Genomic DNA, 20,068 nt, shown 5'->3' with positions numbered 1-20,068 from the left:
AAGGTTTTTAAAATCCTAAAATCATTTTCGCAATCGAAAAGTAAATCAACAAACCAAAAATATCATTACTTGTTGTGATAAATGGACCTGTTGCAATCGCAGGATCAACACCATATTTATGCAACATAATTGGAATAAATGTCCCAATCAAACTTGCTAAAATCATCACAATAACTAAAGCTAATACAATGGTTGAGGAAATTTCGTAACTCGTACTCATTAAGAAATGTGTCGCCAATAAAAGCACAAAAGCTAATAATGTACTATTTAATAAAGCCAATAACATTTCTTTTCCTAATCTTTTCCAAATAGAACCCGAAATATTACTATTCGCCAAACCTTGCACAATAATAGCAGAAGATTGCACACCAACATTTCCTGCCATGGCAGCAACCAGCGGCGTAAAAAAGAATAATTGCGGATACAAATTCATCGCATCACTAAAACTTTGCGACACATTAACAGCTACAAAACTACCTACCAAAGCCAATAAAAGCCAGGGCAAACGAGCGCGAGTTAATTTTAAGATATTATCATCAGAATCGACATTTTGAGTAATCCCGGCTGCTAATTGATAATTTTCTTCAGCTTCTTCACGAATCACATCAATCACATCATCCACCGTAATTACACCAACCAAACGCATTAATTCGTCTACTACAGGCACTTCGTACAAATCATATTTTTCGATTACTTTCGCAACCTCCATATCTTTTGTATAGGTCTTTACATATTGAATCTTTTCATTGTAAACATCCGCCACTTTTGTATTCGCAGAAGTCGTCAACAAACGCTTCAAACTCAATGTTCCAAGTAATTTTTCATCTTCATCAACCACATAAATTGAGAAAACCTCTTCTAAATCCTCAGCTTGTTTTCGCATTTGTTTTACTGCTGTGATTACCGACCAGTCTTTGTTGACTTTTATCAACTCTTTTCCCATCAAACCTCCAGCTGTATCTTCGTCGTAGCGTAAAAGATCTACAATTTCGCGGGCGTGTTCTTGATCTTCTAATTGTGCAATTACCTCATCTTTCTTTTCATCAGAAAGTTCATTGATAACGTCAACTGCATCATCGGTATCCATCTCATTGATGACATCTTCGGCAATTTCTTTTGCAGTAAGCGTTTTCAGGAATTTGCGTCGATCATCTTCTTCTAATTCAAGAAGGATATCAGCAGAAATTTCATTATCGAGTAAATCAATTACAAAAGATTGTTCTTTGGTCGAAAGCTCATCAAACAATTCAGCAATATCGGCGGGGTGCAAATCTTGCAACATCTCCTTAACTGCTTTTGCATTTTGCTGATTAATACTTTCGTTTAAATCTTCAATAAAATCTTTTGTAATTTTTACCTCCATAATCTATTTCATTCTTTTCGTTAACTCAATAAAATCTTCGACAGATAATTGCTCTGCGCGCATGTTCAAAAACTCGTGATCGTTTAAATCTTCAGGAATACCCAAAGCCTTCAACGAATTACGAAGCGTTTTTCTTCTTTGTCCAAAACCAGCTTTTACCACTTGAAAAAATCGTTTTTGTTCGACTCCTTCTATTTCTGTTCGGTAGCGTTTCATAATAATAACGCCCGATTTCACTTTTGGTGGTGGTGTAAAAACGTGCTCTGGAACTGTGAACAAATACTCGCAATGATAATAAGCTTGCGCTAATACAGAAAGTATACCATAATCTTTTGTACCTTTTTTTGATGCAATACGTTCGGCAACTTCTTTCTGAAACATTCCACAAACTTCGGGAACAGTGTAACGCTCTTCTAAAGCTTTAAAAATAATTTGCGAAGATATATTATACGGAAAATTTCCTAAAATAGCAATTTGTTCATCAAACTTTGATGAAAAGTCCATTTTCAAGAAATCTTCGGAATGAATTTTAAATCCTGGGTAAAATGGTTGATAATATTCTTTTAAATATTCGACTGATTCTGTATCAATCTCCACAACCTCTATATTTTTCTTTGCTTGTAAAATATATTTTGTCAACACGCCCATTCCTGGACCAATTTCTAAGACACGATCATAACCTTCCCAAGTTAACCCTTCGGCGATGTCTCGTGCAATATTTTCATCATTCAAAAAATGCTGACCTAAATGTTTTTTAGCTTTTACTTTCAAAAATTCTAAATTTTAAGTTTTCTTTAACCAACTTACCGTAGAATATATACGGAATATCTTTCTTGCGAAATAAGTTTTTTTTATCTTAGCCCCAAAATTAACCCAAATGTCAAAAACGAACGATAAATTTGAGAAAAAAAGACTGCGATCTTCTAACATCACTGTTGTGATTAGTATTTCGCTTGTTTTATTTCTATTAGGTATTTTCGGCTTAATTGTCATTAATGCACAAAGTTACGCAGAACATCTAAAAAGAGAGTTAAAAATCGAGGCATATTTTAAAGATGTCGAAGATCCAAAATTAAAAGATAAGGAGCTTGATTTACAGAAATCTTATATCGATTCGTTGAAAGTGAAATATCCTTTTGTTGAAGCTACACAGTATATCAGCAAAGAGGATGCAGCTAAAATTGCGAAAAAAGATTTGGGTACGGATGGTAGTGATTTCTTCGAAGAAAGTATTTTCCCTGCATCAGTTCAAATCACATTGAACCCTGCATTAATACAATCTGTTGAACAAATTGATTCTATTAATAAGGTATTGGCTAAAAATCCTATTGTAGACGAAGTAAAAAGTGACAAAGAAGCGATGGTAACGATTTATCACAGCATCAACAAAATTACTTTCTGGATTATGATTTTTGCTGTTATTTTCTTAGTAATCGTTGTTGTATTAATCAACAACTCTATCCGTCTGAAAATTTACGCAAAACGTTTCAGCATCAAAACGATGCAATTAGTTGGTGCGCGTAGACGTTTTATTGTAAAACCTTTCTTGATAGAAGCCGCAGTTTTAGGTTTCTTAGCAGCATTTATTGCAGCTGTAGGATTAGGTTTCTTATGGTACATTTTAGCAACAAAAGTTGGCTTAGTACTTTGGAATCCAAGCTTCACTCCACTTATTATTATCTTAATTGGAATTGGAGTTGTTATTGCCGTTTTCAGTACATTGTTTGCTGCTTGGCGTTATTTAAGATTAAAAACTGATCAACTTTATTAATGAAATCAAATTCTATCGATACAACAAAAAAATCAGCATCTACAAATGATGCTGGTTTTACTTTTTTATTCGGAAAAAGAAATTACATTTTCATGGCAATTGGTGTTGCACTAATTGGTCTTGGATTTTTATTAATGACAGGACACGATGCCAACACAAGACCAGATGGAACGTGGGATGCAAATTATTGGAACGACGAAATCTATTCTTTTCGTAGAATTAGATTAGCGCCATTTTTAGTTGTCGTTGGTTTCATCGTCGAGATTTATGCCATTTTAATCAATCCGAATAAAGAAAAATAATGAATACTTTACAAGCAATTATAATTGCTATAATAGAAGGTCTTACCGAATATTTACCAATTTCTTCTACAGCACACATGGGATTCACAGCAGCTTTGATGGGAATGCCAGAAAGCGAATTCTTAAAAATGTTTCAAGTTTCGATACAATTTGGAGCAATTTTATCAATCGTAGTTTTATATTGGAAAAAATTCTTTGACTTCAAAAATTTCAATTTCAATTTTTATATCAAATTAGCTTGTGCGGTTGTTCCTGCACTTATTTTAGGAAAACTATTCGATGATAAAATCGAGGCTGTTTTAGGAAATCAAGTTGCTATTTCTGGAATGTTAGTTTTCGGAGGAATCATTTTATTATTTGTAGATAAATGGTTCAAAAATCCTAAAATTAATGATGAAAAAGACATCACATTAAAACAAGCAATTATCATTGGTTTTTGGCAATGTTTGGCGATGATGCCTGGAACTTCTCGTTCTGCCGCTTCTATTATTGGTGGTATGACACAAGGTTTATCGCGTAAAGCAGCTGCAGAATTTTCATTCTTTTTAGCGGTTCCGACAATGTTAGCGGTTACAGTTTATTCTATTTTTGTTAAAACTTGGGGAGAAGATACTGCAACACCAATGAAAGGTTATGAAATGATTTTACAAGATCAAAACCATATTATATTATTCTTAATTGGAAATGTTGTAGCATTTATTGTAGCATTAATCGCAGTGAAAACATTTATCGCAGTTTTAACAAAATATGGTTTCAAATTTTGGGGGTGGTACAGAATAATCATCGGAATTATTTTATTGATTTATTTCTCATATAATTCTCCAACACAAGCAGAAAAAGACAATGCCGCTTCAGTAGAAACTACAATGATTCAGCACAAATAAGATGAATGTAGAAAAAATACAAGAAGGTCACGTTTTTTTGATTGATAAACCACTTGATTGGACATCTTTTGATGTTGTGAACAAGATTCGTTGGAACATCAGAAAAGCATATAATTTAAAGAAAATAAAAGTTGGACACGCTGGGACTTTAGATCCTAAAGCTACTGGACTTTTATTGGTTTGTACAGGGAAATGGACAAAACGCATTGATGAATTTCAGGCGCAAGAAAAGACTTATACTGGTACAATTAAATTAGGTGTTACAACGCCTACCTATGATTTAGAATCGGAAGAAAATGAAACTTTTCCGACAAATCATATCACAGAAGAAATTATTCGCGAAGCAACAAAACAATTTGTTGGAGAAATTGAACAATTTCCGCCAATGCATTCAGCGGTAAAAGTAGATGGAAAACGTTTATATGAATTAGCTCGCGAAGGTCAAGAAATAGAACGTAAAGCACGTAAAATAACGATTCACGATTTTAAAATTACAAAAATAGATTTACCTTTTGTCGATTTTGAAGTGAATTGTAGCAAAGGAACCTACATTCGTTCTTTGGCTTTTGATTTTGGAAAAGCAGTCAATTCTGGTGGATATTTAACAGCACTTCGTCGTACAAAAATTGGCGAATTTGATGTCATCAATGCTGAAAATTTCGCTTTAGAAAAAAGCTATTTTGAAGAAGAAAATACAACAGAAGAAGTATAAAATCAGAAAAGCTTGAACAAATGTTCAAGCTTTTTTTAGTTATAAAGTGATTAATACTTTATTTATTTCATCGCTCACTAATTTTGGCTTTTGCATCACCATAATATGTGTTCCGCCTTCTATTTGTATTGCATCTTTGATATATTCAATCGGAAAAACAATATCTTTTGTACCATGAATATGTGTAATATTTTCTTCATGATAAGCTGTAGAATGTTCCCAGTTTACAATCTTATGAATCGACCAACTTAAATATTCTTTGTTTCGAAACTCAAAAATATCGTCAATATTATCTTTTTCTCGATCAGTATAATATAATTTTCGCATCATCATGTACGAAAATGTCCGATCCGAAGTTAAGAAACTCATCGGAATTATTTTATGTGCATTAATAGAAGCCGAGAATCGAAATAACTTCGGAAGCTCTGCCCTATTCTTCACTGTCGAAATCAGAAATGTATGTTTTGGATTAATAAAACGATTCATTTCCTGCACAATTATTCCACCAAAAGATAATCCCATCAAAAGAAAATCTTCTGTGGGATTTATTTTATCTAATAATCTTTCGGTATAATGAGCCAAAGTTTCATCTTTCTCTGGATCTAACCAAGGAATATAAACTTGCTCAAAATCTTGTTCCAAGCGTAGATTTCGAAAAGCATTTGCGTTTGCGCCTAATCCACTTACTTGATAAATTTTCATACCTTAATTTATAATATATCTTTTTTCTTTGAGTAATCTGTTGGACGAACTCCAATTACTTTTTGGAATGTATTACTAAATGTTGGTAAACTATTGTAACCAACCATTGTCGAAATTTCACTGATTGAATACGTATTATCAATTAACAATTGTAAAGCGCGTAACATTCTTAAAATAGTGAAATATTGAACAAATGTCATATTCAAATCTTTTTGGAATAATCGTGATAATGATCGTTCAGAGAAACCGAATTCGGCTGTAATTTTCTTCATTGTAATCGAAGAATCCATATTATCATCTAAGAATTGAACGATTTTTTTCAGACGTTCATCGTGTGGTAATGGAAGAGCTAATCGTAAACTACTTTTGCTTACTTTAGGTAATATTTCTTTAAAAGCTTGTGCGATTACATATTCGCTTCTGTTTTCTGGAACAATATCTCCTTTCCATTGGTTAGAAAATAATAAAAGCTCTAACAATAATCCATCAGCAGGATAGATTCCTACTTTTTTATAAAACGAATTATCACTTTCATTAATAGGGAAATATAAATTTCTCATAATCACCTCTGGTGTATTTGGGTGTATACTATGTTCCACATGAGGCGGTATCCACATATAGTGTCTTGCAGGTAAATAAAAGGTATCTTTTCCTATTTTTACATAAACTATTCCTCCCTCACAATAAAGAAATTGCGCTTTGTTATGTTTATGTTCTACCACGTATGCTTCCGAAATTTCCTTATGGTAACAGAAAATTGAGGTTGGTAATTTGTCAATTTCGGTTAAGTAATATCGTGTTTCGAACTTATTATCCAAATGTATATTCATAGTTTCTTTAATCTGCGAACTAATATAATAATTTATTTGATATGATGTATAATGTACACAAATAAAAATGTCCGAAATAGATAATTATTTGACTATTTTTAATATTAACTTTTTATTAATTAGTCCAATATTTGTAATTCCCCTCGTTCAGAAGGGAACAATTATTGAATAGTATTAGAAAGAAAAAGTTGCATTATGTTGGAAAGAATAAAATTAACTGACTTACAGTCAAAAGTAATGACAGCAGAGGAGTCTGCCAAATTTTTTGAAGATGGAATGACTGTTGGTTCTAGTGGTTTTACAAGAGGAGGCGATACAAAAGTTGTATTAAAAGCTGTTGCGGAGCGTGCCAAATCTGAAAATTTAAAAATCACTTTAGTAACAGGAGCTTCATTAGGACATGGTACAGACGCGGCTTTAGTAGAAAGTGGAGCATTAAAAAAACGTTTACCATTCCAAGTAGACACTGTAATGCGTAAAAATATAAATGCAGGTAATGTTTTATTTATCGATCAGCATTTAGGTGAAACAGCCGAACATATTTTAGATGGACAATTTAAAATTAATTTAGGTGTTTTAGAAGTTGCTGAAATTTTAGAAGATGGTTCTTTGGTACCTACAACTTCTATTGGTAATAATGCAGAAATTGCTGCAAATGCAGACAAATTAATCATCGAGATTAACACATCTATCCCTACAAATATCAAAGGTATTCACGATATTTATAGTGTAGAAGAATACGGAAAACGTACACCAATTAACATCACTTCTTGTGATACAAAAATTGGAACAGAAACAATAAAAGTAGATCCTTCTAAAATTGTTGGAATTGTTTTTCACGACATTCAAGATGCTCCTGGAGACATTCAACCAGCTGATGAAGCGACTGCTGCAATTGCTCAAAACATTGTAAAATTCTTCGAAAATGAAGTTGAAGAAGGTCGTCTTACAAAATCATTAATGCCATTACAATGTGGTATTGGTAAAGTTGCAAACGCTGTTTTAGGTGGTTTAGAACATTCTGATTTTGAAGATTTAGTAATGTACTCAGAAGTTTTACAAGATTCTACATTTGACTTAATTGATTCTGGAAAAATGAAGTTTGCTTCGGCATCTTCTATGACAGTTTCTCAAGAATGTTATGACCGTGTTATAGGAAACATCGACAATTATAAAGATAAAATTGTTTTACGTCCTCAATCTATTTCTAACTCTGCCGAAGTTATTCGTCGTTTAGGAATTATTGGAATCAATACATCTTTAGAGTGTGATATTTATGGTAACGTAAACTCAACTCATGTTTCTGGTACACACATGATGAATGGTATTGGAGGTTCTGGAGATTTTGCTCGTAATGCATTTATCTCAATCTTTGTTACTGCTTCTATCGCAAAAGGTGGAAATATTTCGTCTATCGTTCCGATGGTTTCTCATCACGATCACACAGAACATGATGTAGATATTATTGTTACAGAGCAAGGTTTAGCCGATTTAAGAGGTTTAGCACCACGCGAAAGAGCTATCGAAATTATCAACAACTGTGTTCATCCAGATTATAAAGGTGAATTATTATCTTATTTCGAAAGAGCTTGTGCAGAAAGAGGTGGTCAAACGCCACATATCTTAGAAGAAGCGTTCTCTTGGCACACAAGATTGAAACAAACAGGTTCTATGAAAAAAGAAGAATTATTAGTTTTGAATCATTAGAATAATAAATAATAAAACTATACTTTTTTTAAAGCATAATTCAGAATTTCTGGATTGTGCTTTTTTTGTGAAATAATGTAACTTTGTTAGAAGTCTAAGAAACATGAAAAAAATACTTTTAATAACACTACCATTGGCAACTTTTTTTGCGTGTCAATCTAATCAAAACGAAAATCAGAATTTAGAACAAATTGATAAAAAATCGGCTCGCGAAGTTGTTTTAACAACAGAAACAAAAGGCGATTCTGTTTTACATATTACCAAACAAAAAATTTGGTCAAACGATTTGATGATTGCAGAAAAAGTAGATACTTTGATTACGCACAAACAATATACACCTACCGATTCTACCAAAATTCCTATTTACGTAACCATTCAATAATCTATCATGAATAAAAAAGAAAAAAGAGCAAGTAAAGTTGTGACTTTAGTGTTAATTTCTTCGGTTCTTAGTTCGTGTATGAATCGTGAAGAAGCGCCTGTTACAAACAATGCGCAAAAGGTATATATGCGTGCAGATTCTACTGCGCCTTACACAGATGTCACGTCAAATTATTCGTCGCATTCTGGTGGTTCACATCACGGCGGAATGGGAAGTTCGTTGCTGTGGTTTATGGCTTTTCGTAGCTTAACTGGTGGCGGAATGGGCTATGCAAGTCAAGGTTTGCATCAACAATCTAATGTTGGAACAAATACTGCAAAAGCACAAGCGTACAAAAGTCAAACTGTTCGTGGTGGATTCGGAAAATCTGCTTCTTCTCGTTCAGTTTCATCTTAAACAAATTTTATGCAATTAAAAAGAATAAAAGCTGACGAAAACTGGCAAGGAAGGTTAGAAAATATCGGCTTTGGTTATCATACAGACGAAAATAAACAAACCTATTGGGTAGAAGATTATTATTATTCGATTTCAGAAAAAGAAGCGGATAAATTTTTTGAAGCGACAAACGAATTATGGGAAATGTGCTTGAATGCTGTCGAACATGTGATTCAAAATAATCGTTTGGACGAATTTAAAATTCCAAAATTTATCCAACCTTATTTGATTGATACATGGGAAAATGATGCGCCAAGTATTTATGGACGTTTTGATTTTGCTTATGATAATGATCAATTAAAAATGTTAGAATTCAATGCTGATACACCAACTTCTTTGTTCGAATGTGGTGTTGTACAATGGCTTTGGATGGAAAATTATTTTGGAGAAACGAAAGATCAATTCAATTCTGTTCATGATAAATTAATTGAAACATGGAAAATGTTAAAACCTTATTTGAAAGGTGAAACATTGCATTTTTCTTGCGTGAGAGAATCGTTAGAAGATTTGACGAATATCGAATATATCAGAGATTGTGCGATACAAGCCGGAATTAATACCAAATTAATTTACGTTGACGAAATCGGTTGGAATAATGTCAATTTTGTTGATTTAGAAGAAAAACCAATTACAGATATTTTCAAGCTTTATCCGTGGGAATGGATGATGAACGAGTTGTTTGCATACAACATCAAAAATGATGAAATCAACGCAAATTGGATAGAACCTGCTTGGAAAATGATTCTTTCGAACAAAGCTATTTTACCAATTTTATGGGAATTGTATCCAGATCATCCATTATTATTAGAAGCTTATACAGATTCACCAAAAGAGATGAAGAATTATGTCAAAAAACCATTGTTATCACGTGAAGGCGCAAATATAGAAGTTGTAAAAAACGGAACTATTTCGGAGCAAACTTCAGGAGAATATGGTGAAGAAGGTTTTATTTATCAAGCTTTGGCTAATTTACATCATGAAGAAACAGGTTATACCATTATCGGAAGTTGGATTATTGGGCAAGAATCGTGTGGAATTACGTTCCGCGAAAGTGACCAATTTATTACAACCGATAAAAGTCGTTTTGTTCCGCATATTATTGAGTAAAATATTTAAAACCAAAAAGTCTAATTCCACTTCGAATTAGACTTTTTTTAGTTTAAACAAAATCAAACAATTACCTTAAAAATTGTAAATAGTTTAAAAATTAATAGGTTTCATCATATTTTATTTATAAATTATAAAAAGATTTTATTAAAATGTTTTATCAATTAAAGGTTTAAGAAATAAAACGTTAGATAAATTTTTACGAATCAAAACCAACTAAATACAAACTAAAAAGTAGAAATATGGATTTTTTAGATGATTTGTTTAACTCTTCAACCCTTCCCACAGAGCGCGTTTCGCGTATGCTCGAAGAAGATTTGTTTTGGCAAATTATAGAAAATTCTTTGCTCAATGCCAATAATTTGCAAGATCAAGAAAAGGCTTTGGAGCAAGAATTAGAAGATCTAACTGCCGAGGATATTATTGGTTTTCAACTTCGATTAGAGTTCTATTCGTATTCGTTACATTCGCCTGAAATATGGTGTGCAGCTTGTATTATGAATGATGATACAGATCCAACACATTTCTATTATTTCAAAAATTGGATTATTTCGCAAGGACAAGAATTGTTTGAAAAGGCAATTTTGAATCCTGATAATTTAGCTGATTATTTTAACGAAGGCTTCAACGAAGATGATTTATATGAATTTGAAGATTTTCATTTAATCGCTGATGATGTTTTCTATGAAAAATTCGAACACAAGATTATTGACTTTGTAAACAAAGAATGTTTTAAATTTTATACAGAAAAATCTCCAAAACCTGAGTTTGATTGGGATGATGAAAATTTAACCAATTTGCAAATCATTTGTCCAAGATTATTCAAAGTTTTTATCGAAGATTATTCTCCAGATGATGACGAAATGGAGGATGATTTTGATGATGAAGACGAGTTTTTATAATGATAATATTTAATACCCATTTTATTCCTTCAAGGGAAGATAGTGCTCTAAGGAAAATTGTCACATTAATTTCAGTAGTTGCCTATTTCTTTTTTATATTAATTGGATATAGCGCATTCAATTATTTTTTAATTTCTGGACATATTATAGTTCAACTTTATTTTATAATTAGTAATAGTAAAGAGTCTTATGAGTTTAATAACAACAAACTTATTTATACTAATTTAGTATATAAGAAAGCGATAGATTTCACAAGCTATAGTATTACAAACGGTGAATATAAAGATTCTTATAAAAAGAAATCTAATGGACAATTAATTCAATTGTATGCTGATAATAAAATAGTTTGTCGTATTAAAGAAGTTCATAATAAATATGTGTTTGATGAGAGATTCTATCTTATTTAAAAACTAATTATCCTGAAATAAAAAAGAATGAAGATTTTGAAATAAGTTTTGTAGAAAAAGAATATATTATAATTACATCATTGATTTTCTCCTCTTTAATAATATTTATTTTATCTTTTAGCATAGAAAATTATCAGCCTGATAAAATACAAGAATACAAAACCATTAAAGGTCATATGGCTTATCAGCCAGAAATAGATTTTAGTGGAAAAAGGAAAAATCGAAAAGAATATTTAATCTTTAAATTAAAAGAATATCCTCAAATAAATTTCAATTTACAATATGAAAATTTCAATAAAATTAATGGATATGAATTTGTTAAAACAAATCATCAAAATAATTTGATTGAATTCGAAATTTTTAAAGAGGATAATGATTACAAAATCAAAAAACTGGCACAACCTTATTTTTATTCTCATTTAAATAATAAGAAAATAATATCAATACAAGCTTTAAAATATCAAAATAAAGAGTTAATACAAATCGATTTTTCAAATAAATTTCAAGGGCGATTTGATTTATTACTAATGTGTTTAGGAGTATTATTGATTGTATTGATTACATATAATATTTATTGCATAACAAGAATTTTAAAATAAAAAAAGGAACTCAAATTTGAGTTCCTTTACTATTTTGATTAAGAATATTCTTATCCTAAAACTTTTGCAACTGTAGCTCCAATATCAGCAGGAGATGCAACAACGTGGATTCCACATTCTTCCATAATTGCCATTTTAGCTTGTGCTGTATCATCAGCTCCACCAACGATAGCTCCAGCGTGTCCCATTGTACGACCTTTTGGTGCAGTTTGTCCTGCAATAAATCCTACAACTGGTTTAGTTCCATTTACTTTAATCCAACGAGCAGCCTCAGCTTCTAATTGTCCACCAATTTCACCAATCATTACGATACACTCAGTTTCTGGGTCATTCATAAATAATTCAACAGCTTCTTTCGTTGTAGTTCCAATAATTGGGTCTCCTCCAATTCCGATTGCTGTAGAAATTCCGTAACCAGCTTTTACAACTTGGTCAGCAGCTTCGTAAGTTAAAGTTCCTGATTTAGAAACGATACCAACTTTACCTTTTTTGAAAATGAAACCTGGCATAATACCAACTTTTGCTTCCTCAGAAGTGATAACACCAGGACAGTTAGGCCCGATTAATGTTACATCTCTTTGATCAACATACGCTTGTACTTTTACCATATCTTCTACTGGAATACCTTCTGTAATACAGATAATTACTTTGATACCTGCTTCTGCAGCTTCCATTACAGCGTCAGCAGCGAATGCTGGTGGAACGAAAATAATAGAAACGTCTGCTCCTGCTTGATCAACAGCATCTTTTACTGTGTTAAAAATTGGTAACCCTAAGTGAGTTTGTCCTCCTTTCCCTGGAGTTACACCACCTACTACTTGTGTTCCATATTCAATCATTTGCTCAGCATGAAAAGTTCCTTCTTTCCCTGTGAAACCTTGAACGATTATTTTTGAATCTTTGTTTACTAATACAGACATTGTGATTTTTAATTTACACAAATATAAAAGGAGTTTTGCATTTTAAAAAATATTCAATGTAAAAAATACACTAAATCTTTATTGGAACAGGACAAAAAAGGATAAGATATTTATCATAAAAAAAGCCGACCAAACGGTCGGCTATAAAATATTTTCTATAGATAATTTTATTTTCTCTTGTAATCGCGAACCATTATCTCTGTGACAGCCATTTTTTTATACAATCCTCGAGCCTCTTCAGCTGGATAACCAAAATATGTTTTTCCTCCTTCCAGAGATTTACTAACTCCTGCTTGTGCTAATAATACCGCTTTTGTACCGATTGTTACACCACTTGTAATCCCAACTTGTCCCCAAATAGAAACTTCGTCTTCTACATTTACACAACCAGCAATTCCAACTTGCGAAGCAATCAAACATTTTTTACCAATAATTGTATCGTGACCAATCTGAATTAAATTATCCATTATTGTTCCTTCACCAATAATTGTAGAAGCAGAAACTCCTCTATCTATCGTACAATTCGCACCAATTTCTACATTATTTTCGATGATAACATTTCCGACAGATTTTAAACGATCAAAACCTGTTTCACGGTTTTTGTAGTAAAATGCATCAGCTCCTAAAACTGTTCCCGAACGAATAATTACATTATCTCCGATAATTGCATAATCATTGATTGAAACATTAGAATGAATCACACAATTTTTTCCAATTTTGACATGATTTCCTATAAATGCGCCTGGCTGAATAATTGTTCCTTCACCTATTTCTGCAGAATCAGAAATTTGTTTTGTAGCAGCTTCAAACGCCATAAAATGTTGTCCAATTTTGACAAAATCACGGAAAGGATCATCAGAAATCAACAAAGCTTTTCCTTCTGGACAATCAACTTCTTTGTTAATCAAAACAATTGTTGCATTCGATTGTAGCGCTTTATCATAATATTTTGGATGATCAACAAAAACAATATCTCCCGCTTCTACACGGTGAATTTCATTGATTCCTTCTACTGGAAAATTTTCGTCTCCAATAAATTTCGCATCGATAATTGATGCTATATCTTTTAATTGATGTGTTTGTGGAAATTTCATCTTTCTCTCCTTTTAAAAAGTCTACAAATATAAAAATAAAAAAGCTGTCAAAAAATGACAGCTTTAATGATTTATGAATTGAATTTCATTATTTTTTCTTGAAAACCATTGTTTTAACATCATTTGCAAACAAAACTAATTTTCCGTCTACAATTTCGTATTTATTTACATTATTAAAACGCTCTCCAAAAGCATCAGAATCTACACCTTGACAAGCCATACGCGTTGTTGCGATGTTTTTTACTGTCAATGAATTGCCTACTGCTACATAAGCTCCTGTCAAATTATTACATCCATCATTACCTGAAACCTTGTTATTTTGGAATGTTAATGTAGGTTTTTGATTTGGGAAACGATCGTCTACTGATTTTGCACTTCTATCTTTACCAATAAATTCTTCTAATTCCCAAGAACCTGCTAAAGTACCAGGACGAACAAAAGTCATGATGACAATATCTCCTTGAATTAATAATAATTTATTATCTGAAATAGAGTATTTTAATTTTCCGTTTAATTTTGAACTGAAATTAGAATCTTCTACATTTTGACAAGCTTTCATCGTAGACATCATATTACCAAATGTAATTTCATTTCCAGAAATTGTAACTCCTCCATTCAAAGTGTTACAACCATCCGAAGCATTTAACATACTATTCGAAATAAAATTAAGGTAAGGAGTTCCCATTGGATAAGCTTCTGCAATAGAACCTGCCTTCATAAAATTGATTTGGCTCAACTCCCATTTTCCTAAAATAGAGTTGTTATTTGTGTTTTCAGTATTACCTATCACGTTATTAACAGTAGAACAAGATGTTAAGAATCCTGTTGCTAAAATTGCTGAAAAAGATATTTTTAAAATTATTGATTTCATAAAATTTAATTTCAAGTTTCAGTCTAATAAACGAATATCATACCAAATCTCAAAAATGTTAAAATACATTTCTACAAAGGTTTTGAAAAGATGAAGCCAAGTAAAGAATTTGTTTTAATTTTGAGAATTAATTTGTTTACATAATTCTCAAAAAATAATTCAATTTGATTTCTCAAAGAACGATAGATATAATTTTCGAAACAGCTCGTGTAGAAGAAGTTGTTGGTGATTTTGTTACCTTAAAACGTGCAGGTTCTAGCTTAAAAGGACTCTCGCCTTTTGGTAATGAAAAGACACCTTCTTTTGTTGTTTCGCCTGCCAAACAAATCTGGAAAGATTTTTCTTCTGGAAGAGGTGGAAATGTTGTGACTTTTTTGATGGAAGTTGAACAATTTACTTATCCAGAAGCGTTGCGATGGCTGGCAAAACGTTATAACATCGAGATTGAAGAAGATGGTGAATATACTTTTGAGCAACAACAAGAAGAAAAAGACCGAGAAAGTTTATATATCTTGACTGATTTTGCGAAGAAATTCTTCACTAATCAATTGCATAATTCGGAAGAAGGAAATTTAATTGGTCTGAGTTATTTCCGTGAACGTGGTTTCACCAAAGAAACTATCGATAAATTTGAACTTGGTTATTCGCCAAAACAATGGGATGCTTTTGCTGAATATGCTTTAAAAAATGGTTATTCGAAAGAATTAATTGAAGAAGCTGGTTTAGCAACTTTCAAAGAAGATAATAAGAAATATGATAAGTTTCGCGAACGTGTTATGTTTCCTATTTATAGTTTTTCTGGTAGAACATTAGGTTTTGGTGGACGAATTTTGCGAAATGATGCCAAAGCTGCTAAATATTTAAACTCTCCCGAAAATAAAATTTATCATAAAAGTAAAACGCTTTACGGATTATTTCAGGCAAAGCAACACATTACAAAAGCCGATCAATGTTTTTTGGTTGAAGGTTATACAGATGTTTTGTCTCTGCATCAAGCTGGAATACAAAATGTGGTGGCGAGTTCTGGAACAGCACTTACAAATGAGCAAATTCGTTTGATAAAACGTTTGACAGAGAACATCATTGTGATGTACGATGGCGATAATGCTGGTATCAAAGCTTCTTTCCGCGGAATTGATATGATTTTGGAACAAGAAATGAATGTCAAAATTCTATTGTTACCAGAGGGCGAAGATCCGGATTCGTTTGCGAAAAAACATTCGACAACAGAAATCGAAGCGTATATAAAAGAAAATGCCTCCGATTTCATTCGTTTTAAGGCAAATGTTTTGTTGGAAGATGCGAAGAATGATCCTATCAAAAAAGCGGAATTAATTAGAGAAATTGTCAAATCGATTTCACTTATTCCGAATATTATCAAGCAGGAGGTTTACATTGCAGAAACTTCTAAAATTATGGAAATTCGAGAAGAAGTTTTGTTCAAAGAATTGGCTCAATTGCAAAATTCTGGCGATAAATCGACTTCTTCGTCTTCTCATATTACCGATAATGCGCGAACTAAAAAACCTGCTATTTCGGTTGTTCCGTCTACAAAAGAAGTCATCAATGTTCAGCAAACTGTAGAAAATGAAATCATTAAGTTGATTATGCAATTTGGTGATTTAGAAGTTGATTTGAAGAACGAGAACAACGAGCTATATAAAACAACAGTTAACCAAGAAATCATTTCTCAATTTGATGAAAACGAGTTAAGTTTGAGTAATCCACTTTATCAATCTATTTTAGAAGAAGTGAAAGTTGGTTTGGGAAATGATGAATTGCGAACAGGAACTTATTTTTCTCGATTAACCAATCCAGAAATTGTACAGCTTGCTTCGGAAATGATGTTAGAAAAACATAGTTTAAGCGAAAACTGGACAGTAAAGCAAGGCATCAACATTAAGAAAAAAGAAGAATTTGTGCACAAAGATTTATTTGATGTTTTACTTCGCTTCAAAATTATTTACATAGATAATGTGATTAAAGAATTGATGCATCAAACAAAAAATCCTGAATTATCAATCGAAGAAACGAGTCAAATTCTTCAACAAATTATGCATTTTACTGGATTAAAAAATATCTTAAATCAACATCTTAATCGCGTCATTTAATTTAACATTTACTGATTAAAATCACAACTCACTGACTAATAAATATTTACATAAAAATTACAAATAGTTCTTAAAAATTTTAATAAGTGACTATATTTTTAACTTATTGTTAACAATTCTTTATAAAGCTACTAAACATAGACATTTAGGTCTCTTTTATTTTCTGAAAATCATTAGAAAAAACTATGCATGTACAAACAAAATCTATTATGCTTATTTTAGATAAAGATTCAGAAAGAACTAAAGAATGACAAAGAATATTTTAACATTATTAGTAATGCTGATGATTATCCCAATGGCTCAAGCTAAAGGAAAATCAAACTTTTCAATAGAAAATCCGTTACCAGTTACTATAACTAAAAATTTGAAACTTAATATAATCAATAAATTTTCAGATTTTAATAAAACAGATAACACTGCGATTTCGGAAATTGTTGAAAAAGCTGGAAAAAAAGTAAGTGGAATTGTATCATGGTATGCTGATAAATTTCACGGTAAAAAAACTTCTAGTGGCGAGTTATATAACAAAAATAACTTAACTGCAGCCCACAAAACTTTACCATTCGGTACAAAAGTCAAAGTAACCAATACAAATAACGGAAAATCTGTTGTTGTAAAAATAAACGATAGAGGACCACATACAAAATCTCGTTTATTGGATTTGAGTAAAGCAGCGTTTACTTCTATAGGTTCTATTAATTCGGGAACATTAAACGTAGAAATGGAAGTTGTAGAGTAAAACAATTTTTAGATATTAAAAAAGAAAAGGATTGAACAATGTTCAATCCTTTTCTTTTTTAATCATTATGATGTTTATGATGCCCTTTCTTTTTATAATAATTCCCATTATTTTTCTTTTGTTGACCTGGTGCATATCGTTTTGCAGATTTATAACCGTGTACTTTTTTGTGTTGACCTGGTGGTAAGCTACGATGGTCATCATATCTTACTTCGTACTTCGGATATTTCTTATACTTCTTTTTGTGTTTATGCTGATGCTCTAATCCATATATAGTTGAGAACCATCACACGATACCAAAAATAAAGCAGCGAGGGCAAAAAACGCAATCAAGTTAATTTTTTTTAATACTATTAGTTTCATAATCATATTCATTATATTCACTTTGGGATAATACAATAACCTTACCAAAAAAGACTTTACAATATTTTAATGAATATACTGATTGGAATAGTATTTGAGAATCAATAATTAAACTATTAAAATTATGAAAGAAAAAATCCAATACCGCTACAAAACAACGAACGAAGCTTTAGACGAACTAAAAGAAAATGGTTTTACTATTGACTATAATATCGAAAAAAATCAATTAAAACAAGCCCCTGAAATCTTTGATATCGTATGCATTTATCGTTACGAAGGAATGTCTGATCCTGATGACGAATCTTCTGTTTATGGTATAATCAATAATCAAAACGGAGACAAAGGTGTTTACGTGGTTGGAAATCTATCAACAGATGACGATGTCGATCATTTCTTGGTTGATTTGGAAATAAAACGTAGAACAATTCAAGAATAAGAATATTACAATTATTAATCAAATAAAAAAGCTCGATGCAAATGCATCGAGCTTTTTAGATTTTATAACATCTTTCTAATTAGAAAGGATATTCATAAATTTTTGATTCGTGGAAGTAAGGGTGACCTTTTGCTTCTAAGTTTAATTTAGAAACTGCATTCATAACTACGAATGTAAATAATCCTCCGATTCCAACTAATGCTCCAATTTCCATTAAACCAAAGTTGTGGAATGGTCCAACAGCTGCTGGCATAATTTGGTTGTAGAAATCCCAGTAGTGTCCAAAGATGATAACGAATCCCATCGCGAAAACGATTTGATAACGACGTTTCATGCTTGAAGAAATTAAAATCAAGAATGGAGCTACTAAGTTAATGATCAACATCCAAAAATATAATGGGTATTGCGCCATACGTTGTTGGAAGTATTGAGCTTCCTCAGGAATATTGGCGTACCATTGTAACATGAATTGACAGAACCATAAGTATGACCACAATAATGAGAAACCAAACATGTATTTTGTTAAATCATGTAAGTGATTATCATTGAATAATGGTAAAGCGTTCTTTCTTTTTAAGTAGATAGAAATAATTGCCATAATAGAAACCGCAGAAACTAAGTATGAAACCATTCCGTACCACATAAATAATGAAGAGAACCAGTGTGGATCTAAAGACATCACGAAATCCCAAGCAAATGCTGCAGAACAAATTGCGAAAATCACTAAGTAAATTACTGATTTTTTGTACAATTGAGCGTACACTTTTAAGTCTCCGTTTGTCTCATCTAATTTACGTGTTGCGTTTTTAATTACTGGTAACATTAAAGATAATACTACTAAGTAAATAACACAACGTACTAACCAGAAGTTAGGGCTTAACCAAAGTTGAGCTTTGTTCGCCATGAAGATATCATACTTCTCGCTATCAGGATTTATTAAATCAGCATCCATCCAGTGGAATAAGTGATTCATATGAAAATAAGATCCTAAAACGATGATAGCTACAAGTACAGAACCAACTGGTAAAAATGACGCGATAGCCTCCATAACACGAGATACTACCATAGACCAACCAGCGTTAGCTACGAATTGAATACATAAGAAAAACAAAGCAGATGCTGCAATACCAAACGATAAATAAGCTGGTACATAGAAAGCAGCCCAAGGTCTGTTTTTCAATAAATTTGTCAAATGCTCCATGTGTCCAGCATGATCTGTATTCATAGATGCATAAGAATCTGAAATGTAGTCACCAAAAAATTGAGTTGGGTGAGCTTCAATCAAACCGTTAATATATTCAGTTGAATTAGCAACATCTTGTTGATGTAAGAAAAATCCTATCCCGTAAAGTACAACACCTATAACAGCTAAGATAAGTGATGCATTTTTTAATCTTGGGGAAAATGTATATTGCATAATAATTAACTTAT

22 protein-coding genes are annotated in these 20,068 nt (G+C 31.8%); 14 read left to right on the top strand and 8 right to left on the bottom strand.

The features are described 5' to 3' along the window. Window positions 1–7 precede the first annotated feature (7 nt). Window positions 8–1,363: a magnesium transporter gene (gene mgtE / locus N5D46_RS07250; protein ID WP_114999505.1), complete on the bottom strand. Its 1,356-nt coding sequence runs from the start codon at window positions 1,361–1,363 to the stop codon at window positions 8–10. A gap of 3 nt (window positions 1,364–1,366) precedes the next feature. Continuing rightward, a complete protein-coding gene (rsmA, locus tag N5D46_RS07245) occupies window positions 1,367–2,134 on the bottom strand; it encodes a 16S rRNA (adenine(1518)-N(6)/adenine(1519)-N(6))-dimethyltransferase RsmA (RefSeq protein WP_038332430.1) in 768 nt (255 codons plus the stop codon). Window positions 2,135–2,240: 106 nt separating this feature from the next. On the opposite strand from rsmA, the gene N5D46_RS07240 reads away from it, so the two are divergent. The 4 genes from N5D46_RS07240 to truB are packed head-to-tail and all read left to right on the top strand — an operon-like array spanning window position 2,241 to window position 5,032. Next, the gene (locus N5D46_RS07240) at window positions 2,241–3,134 is read left to right on the top strand and encodes a permease-like cell division protein FtsX (protein ID WP_221855311.1); all 894 of its coding nucleotides are present in this window, start codon (window positions 2,241–2,243) and stop codon (window positions 3,132–3,134) included. Further along, the gene (locus N5D46_RS07235) at window positions 3,134–3,436 is read left to right on the top strand and encodes a DUF3098 domain-containing protein (protein ID WP_052217597.1); all 303 of its coding nucleotides are present in this window, start codon (window positions 3,134–3,136) and stop codon (window positions 3,434–3,436) included. Before N5D46_RS07240 ends, N5D46_RS07235 begins: the two co-directional genes overlap by 1 nt. Next, window positions 3,436–4,320, top strand: coding sequence for an undecaprenyl-diphosphate phosphatase (locus tag N5D46_RS07230; RefSeq protein ID WP_125349727.1), 885 nt, complete (start codon window positions 3,436–3,438; stop codon window positions 4,318–4,320). Before N5D46_RS07235 ends, N5D46_RS07230 begins: the two co-directional genes overlap by 1 nt. 1 nt (window position 4,321) lies before the next feature. After that, window positions 4,322–5,032 carry a tRNA pseudouridine(55) synthase TruB gene (gene truB, locus N5D46_RS07225; protein WP_125349728.1) on the top strand — a complete coding sequence of 237 codons (711 nt, stop codon included), beginning with the start codon at window positions 4,322–4,324 and terminating at the stop codon, window positions 5,030–5,032. 39 nt (window positions 5,033–5,071) lie between these two features. Here truB and N5D46_RS07220 read toward each other — a convergent pair whose 3' ends face one another. Both N5D46_RS07220 and N5D46_RS07215 read right to left on the bottom strand, forming a co-directional pair. Beyond that, the gene (locus tag N5D46_RS07220; RefSeq protein ID WP_114999497.1) at window positions 5,072–5,734 is read right to left on the bottom strand and encodes an alpha/beta hydrolase; all 663 of its coding nucleotides are present in this window, start codon (window positions 5,732–5,734) and stop codon (window positions 5,072–5,074) included. An 8-nt stretch (window positions 5,735–5,742) separates the two neighbouring features. Beyond that, window positions 5,743–6,564, bottom strand: coding sequence for an AraC family transcriptional regulator (locus tag N5D46_RS07215; protein ID WP_180906175.1), 822 nt, complete (start codon window positions 6,562–6,564; stop codon window positions 5,743–5,745). 195 nt (window positions 6,565–6,759) lie between these two features. Here N5D46_RS07215 and N5D46_RS07210 point away from each other — a divergent pair, with 195 nt between their 5' ends. The 7 genes from N5D46_RS07210 (at window position 6,760) to N5D46_RS07180 (ending at window position 12,103) form a co-directional block, all read left to right on the top strand. Then, window positions 6,760–8,271, top strand: coding sequence for a succinate CoA transferase (locus tag N5D46_RS07210; RefSeq protein WP_280049583.1), 1,512 nt, complete (start codon window positions 6,760–6,762; stop codon window positions 8,269–8,271). A 103-nt stretch (window positions 8,272–8,374) separates the two neighbouring features. Beyond that, on the top strand, window positions 8,375–8,653 hold the full coding sequence (locus tag N5D46_RS07205) for a hypothetical protein (protein WP_280049581.1): 279 nt from the start codon (window positions 8,375–8,377) through the stop codon (window positions 8,651–8,653). Between the two features lie 6 nt (window positions 8,654–8,659). Further along, window positions 8,660–9,049 (top strand): hypothetical protein, encoded by a 390-nt coding sequence (locus N5D46_RS07200; RefSeq protein WP_114999494.1) that lies wholly within the window; start codon window positions 8,660–8,662, stop codon window positions 9,047–9,049. A 9-nt stretch (window positions 9,050–9,058) separates the two neighbouring features. Then, the gene (locus N5D46_RS07195) at window positions 9,059–10,195 is read left to right on the top strand and encodes a glutathionylspermidine synthase family protein (protein WP_114999492.1); all 1,137 of its coding nucleotides are present in this window, start codon (window positions 9,059–9,061) and stop codon (window positions 10,193–10,195) included. 242 nt (window positions 10,196–10,437) lie between these two features. After that, window positions 10,438–11,097 carry a DUF4240 domain-containing protein gene (locus N5D46_RS07190; RefSeq protein WP_114999488.1) on the top strand — a complete coding sequence of 220 codons (660 nt, stop codon included), beginning with the start codon at window positions 10,438–10,440 and terminating at the stop codon, window positions 11,095–11,097. Next, window positions 11,097–11,504: a hypothetical protein gene (locus N5D46_RS07185; protein WP_125349734.1), complete on the top strand. Its 408-nt coding sequence runs from the start codon at window positions 11,097–11,099 to the stop codon at window positions 11,502–11,504. The genes N5D46_RS07190 and N5D46_RS07185 overlap by 1 nt, the downstream gene beginning before the upstream one ends. A gap of 176 nt (window positions 11,505–11,680) precedes the next feature. Beyond that, window positions 11,681–12,103 (top strand): hypothetical protein, encoded by a 423-nt coding sequence (locus N5D46_RS07180; protein ID WP_280049580.1) that lies wholly within the window; start codon window positions 11,681–11,683, stop codon window positions 12,101–12,103. Between the two features lie 50 nt (window positions 12,104–12,153). On the opposite strand, the gene sucD is transcribed toward N5D46_RS07180, so the two are convergent. From sucD to N5D46_RS07165, 3 genes are all read right to left on the bottom strand, one after another. Continuing rightward, on the bottom strand, window positions 12,154–13,023 hold the full coding sequence (gene sucD / locus N5D46_RS07175; RefSeq protein ID WP_280035736.1) for a succinate--CoA ligase subunit alpha: 870 nt from the start codon (window positions 13,021–13,023) through the stop codon (window positions 12,154–12,156). A 167-nt stretch (window positions 13,024–13,190) separates the two neighbouring features. Then, a complete protein-coding gene (locus N5D46_RS07170) occupies window positions 13,191–14,117 on the bottom strand; it encodes a UDP-3-O-(3-hydroxymyristoyl)glucosamine N-acyltransferase (RefSeq protein WP_114999484.1) in 927 nt (308 codons plus the stop codon). A gap of 88 nt (window positions 14,118–14,205) precedes the next feature. After that, window positions 14,206–14,988 (bottom strand): META domain-containing protein, encoded by a 783-nt coding sequence (locus tag N5D46_RS07165; RefSeq protein ID WP_280049579.1) that lies wholly within the window; start codon window positions 14,986–14,988, stop codon window positions 14,206–14,208. 164 nt (window positions 14,989–15,152) lie between these two features. Between N5D46_RS07165 and dnaG the strand changes: the two genes are divergently transcribed. The 3 genes from dnaG to N5D46_RS07150 all read left to right on the top strand — a co-directional run bounded on the left by dnaG (window position 15,153) and on the right by N5D46_RS07150 (window position 18,637). After that, the gene (gene dnaG / locus N5D46_RS07160) at window positions 15,153–17,099 is read left to right on the top strand and encodes a DNA primase (protein WP_280035732.1); all 1,947 of its coding nucleotides are present in this window, start codon (window positions 15,153–15,155) and stop codon (window positions 17,097–17,099) included. A 247-nt stretch (window positions 17,100–17,346) separates the two neighbouring features. Next, complete coding sequence (locus N5D46_RS07155) at window positions 17,347–17,838, top strand: septal ring lytic transglycosylase RlpA family protein (protein ID WP_280049577.1); 492 nt, start codon at window positions 17,347–17,349, stop codon at window positions 17,836–17,838. Window positions 17,839–18,325: 487 nt separating this feature from the next. Further along, entirely contained in the window at window positions 18,326–18,637 is a 312-nt protein-coding gene (locus N5D46_RS07150; protein ID WP_114999479.1) for a hypothetical protein, read from the top strand. Window positions 18,638–18,716: 79 nt separating this feature from the next. Here the strand turns inward: N5D46_RS07150 and N5D46_RS07145 are convergent, their stop codons facing one another. Next, the gene (locus N5D46_RS07145; protein WP_114999477.1) at window positions 18,717–20,054 is read right to left on the bottom strand and encodes a hypothetical protein; all 1,338 of its coding nucleotides are present in this window, start codon (window positions 20,052–20,054) and stop codon (window positions 18,717–18,719) included. Window positions 20,055–20,068 lie beyond the last annotated feature (14 nt).

Origin of the sequence: Empedobacter sp. GD03865 (genome assembly GCF_029840775.1) — a bacterium.
Lineage (GTDB): Bacteria > Bacteroidota > Bacteroidia > Flavobacteriales > Weeksellaceae > Empedobacter > Empedobacter falsenii_B.
The sequence above is the reverse complement of the archived record's forward strand: the minus strand, read 5'-3'. Positions and strand labels throughout refer to the sequence as shown.

What these genes read in the sequence shown, in the direction of transcription:
- N5D46_RS07210 (WP_280049583.1), top strand. Translation starts at nt 6,760, where the DNA reads ATGTTGGAAAGAATAAAATTAACTGACTTACAGTCAAAAGTAATGACA.
- N5D46_RS07165 (WP_280049579.1), bottom strand. Translation starts at nt 14,988, where the DNA reads ATGAAATCAATAATTTTAAAAATATCTTTTTCAGCAATTTTAGCAACA.
- N5D46_RS07145 (WP_114999477.1), bottom strand. Translation starts at nt 20,054, where the DNA reads ATGCAATATACATTTTCCCCAAGATTAAAAAATGCATCACTTATCTTA.
- N5D46_RS07195 (WP_114999492.1), top strand. Translation starts at nt 9,059, where the DNA reads ATGCAATTAAAAAGAATAAAAGCTGACGAAAACTGGCAAGGAAGGTTA.
- N5D46_RS07240 (WP_221855311.1), top strand. Translation starts at nt 2,241, where the DNA reads ATGTCAAAAACGAACGATAAATTTGAGAAAAAAAGACTGCGATCTTCT.
- N5D46_RS07235 (WP_052217597.1), top strand. Translation starts at nt 3,134, where the DNA reads ATGAAATCAAATTCTATCGATACAACAAAAAAATCAGCATCTACAAAT.
- N5D46_RS07180 (WP_280049580.1), top strand. Translation starts at nt 11,681, where the DNA reads ATGGCTTATCAGCCAGAAATAGATTTTAGTGGAAAAAGGAAAAATCGA.
- N5D46_RS07230 (WP_125349727.1), top strand. Translation starts at nt 3,436, where the DNA reads ATGAATACTTTACAAGCAATTATAATTGCTATAATAGAAGGTCTTACC.
- sucD (WP_280035736.1), bottom strand. Translation starts at nt 13,023, where the DNA reads ATGTCTGTATTAGTAAACAAAGATTCAAAAATAATCGTTCAAGGTTTC.
- truB (WP_125349728.1), top strand. Translation starts at nt 4,322, where the DNA reads ATGAATGTAGAAAAAATACAAGAAGGTCACGTTTTTTTGATTGATAAA.
- N5D46_RS07155 (WP_280049577.1), top strand. Translation starts at nt 17,347, where the DNA reads ATGACAAAGAATATTTTAACATTATTAGTAATGCTGATGATTATCCCA.
- N5D46_RS07215 (WP_180906175.1), bottom strand. Translation starts at nt 6,564, where the DNA reads ATGAATATACATTTGGATAATAAGTTCGAAACACGATATTACTTAACC.
- mgtE (WP_114999505.1), bottom strand. Translation starts at nt 1,363, where the DNA reads ATGGAGGTAAAAATTACAAAAGATTTTATTGAAGATTTAAACGAAAGT.
- N5D46_RS07150 (WP_114999479.1), top strand. Translation starts at nt 18,326, where the DNA reads ATGAAAGAAAAAATCCAATACCGCTACAAAACAACGAACGAAGCTTTA.
- N5D46_RS07185 (WP_125349734.1), top strand. Translation starts at nt 11,097, where the DNA reads ATGATAATATTTAATACCCATTTTATTCCTTCAAGGGAAGATAGTGCT.
- N5D46_RS07205 (WP_280049581.1), top strand. Translation starts at nt 8,375, where the DNA reads ATGAAAAAAATACTTTTAATAACACTACCATTGGCAACTTTTTTTGCG.
- N5D46_RS07220 (WP_114999497.1), bottom strand. Translation starts at nt 5,734, where the DNA reads ATGAAAATTTATCAAGTAAGTGGATTAGGCGCAAACGCAAATGCTTTT.
- N5D46_RS07170 (WP_114999484.1), bottom strand. Translation starts at nt 14,117, where the DNA reads ATGAAATTTCCACAAACACATCAATTAAAAGATATAGCATCAATTATC.
- N5D46_RS07190 (WP_114999488.1), top strand. Translation starts at nt 10,438, where the DNA reads ATGGATTTTTTAGATGATTTGTTTAACTCTTCAACCCTTCCCACAGAG.
- N5D46_RS07200 (WP_114999494.1), top strand. Translation starts at nt 8,660, where the DNA reads ATGAATAAAAAAGAAAAAAGAGCAAGTAAAGTTGTGACTTTAGTGTTA.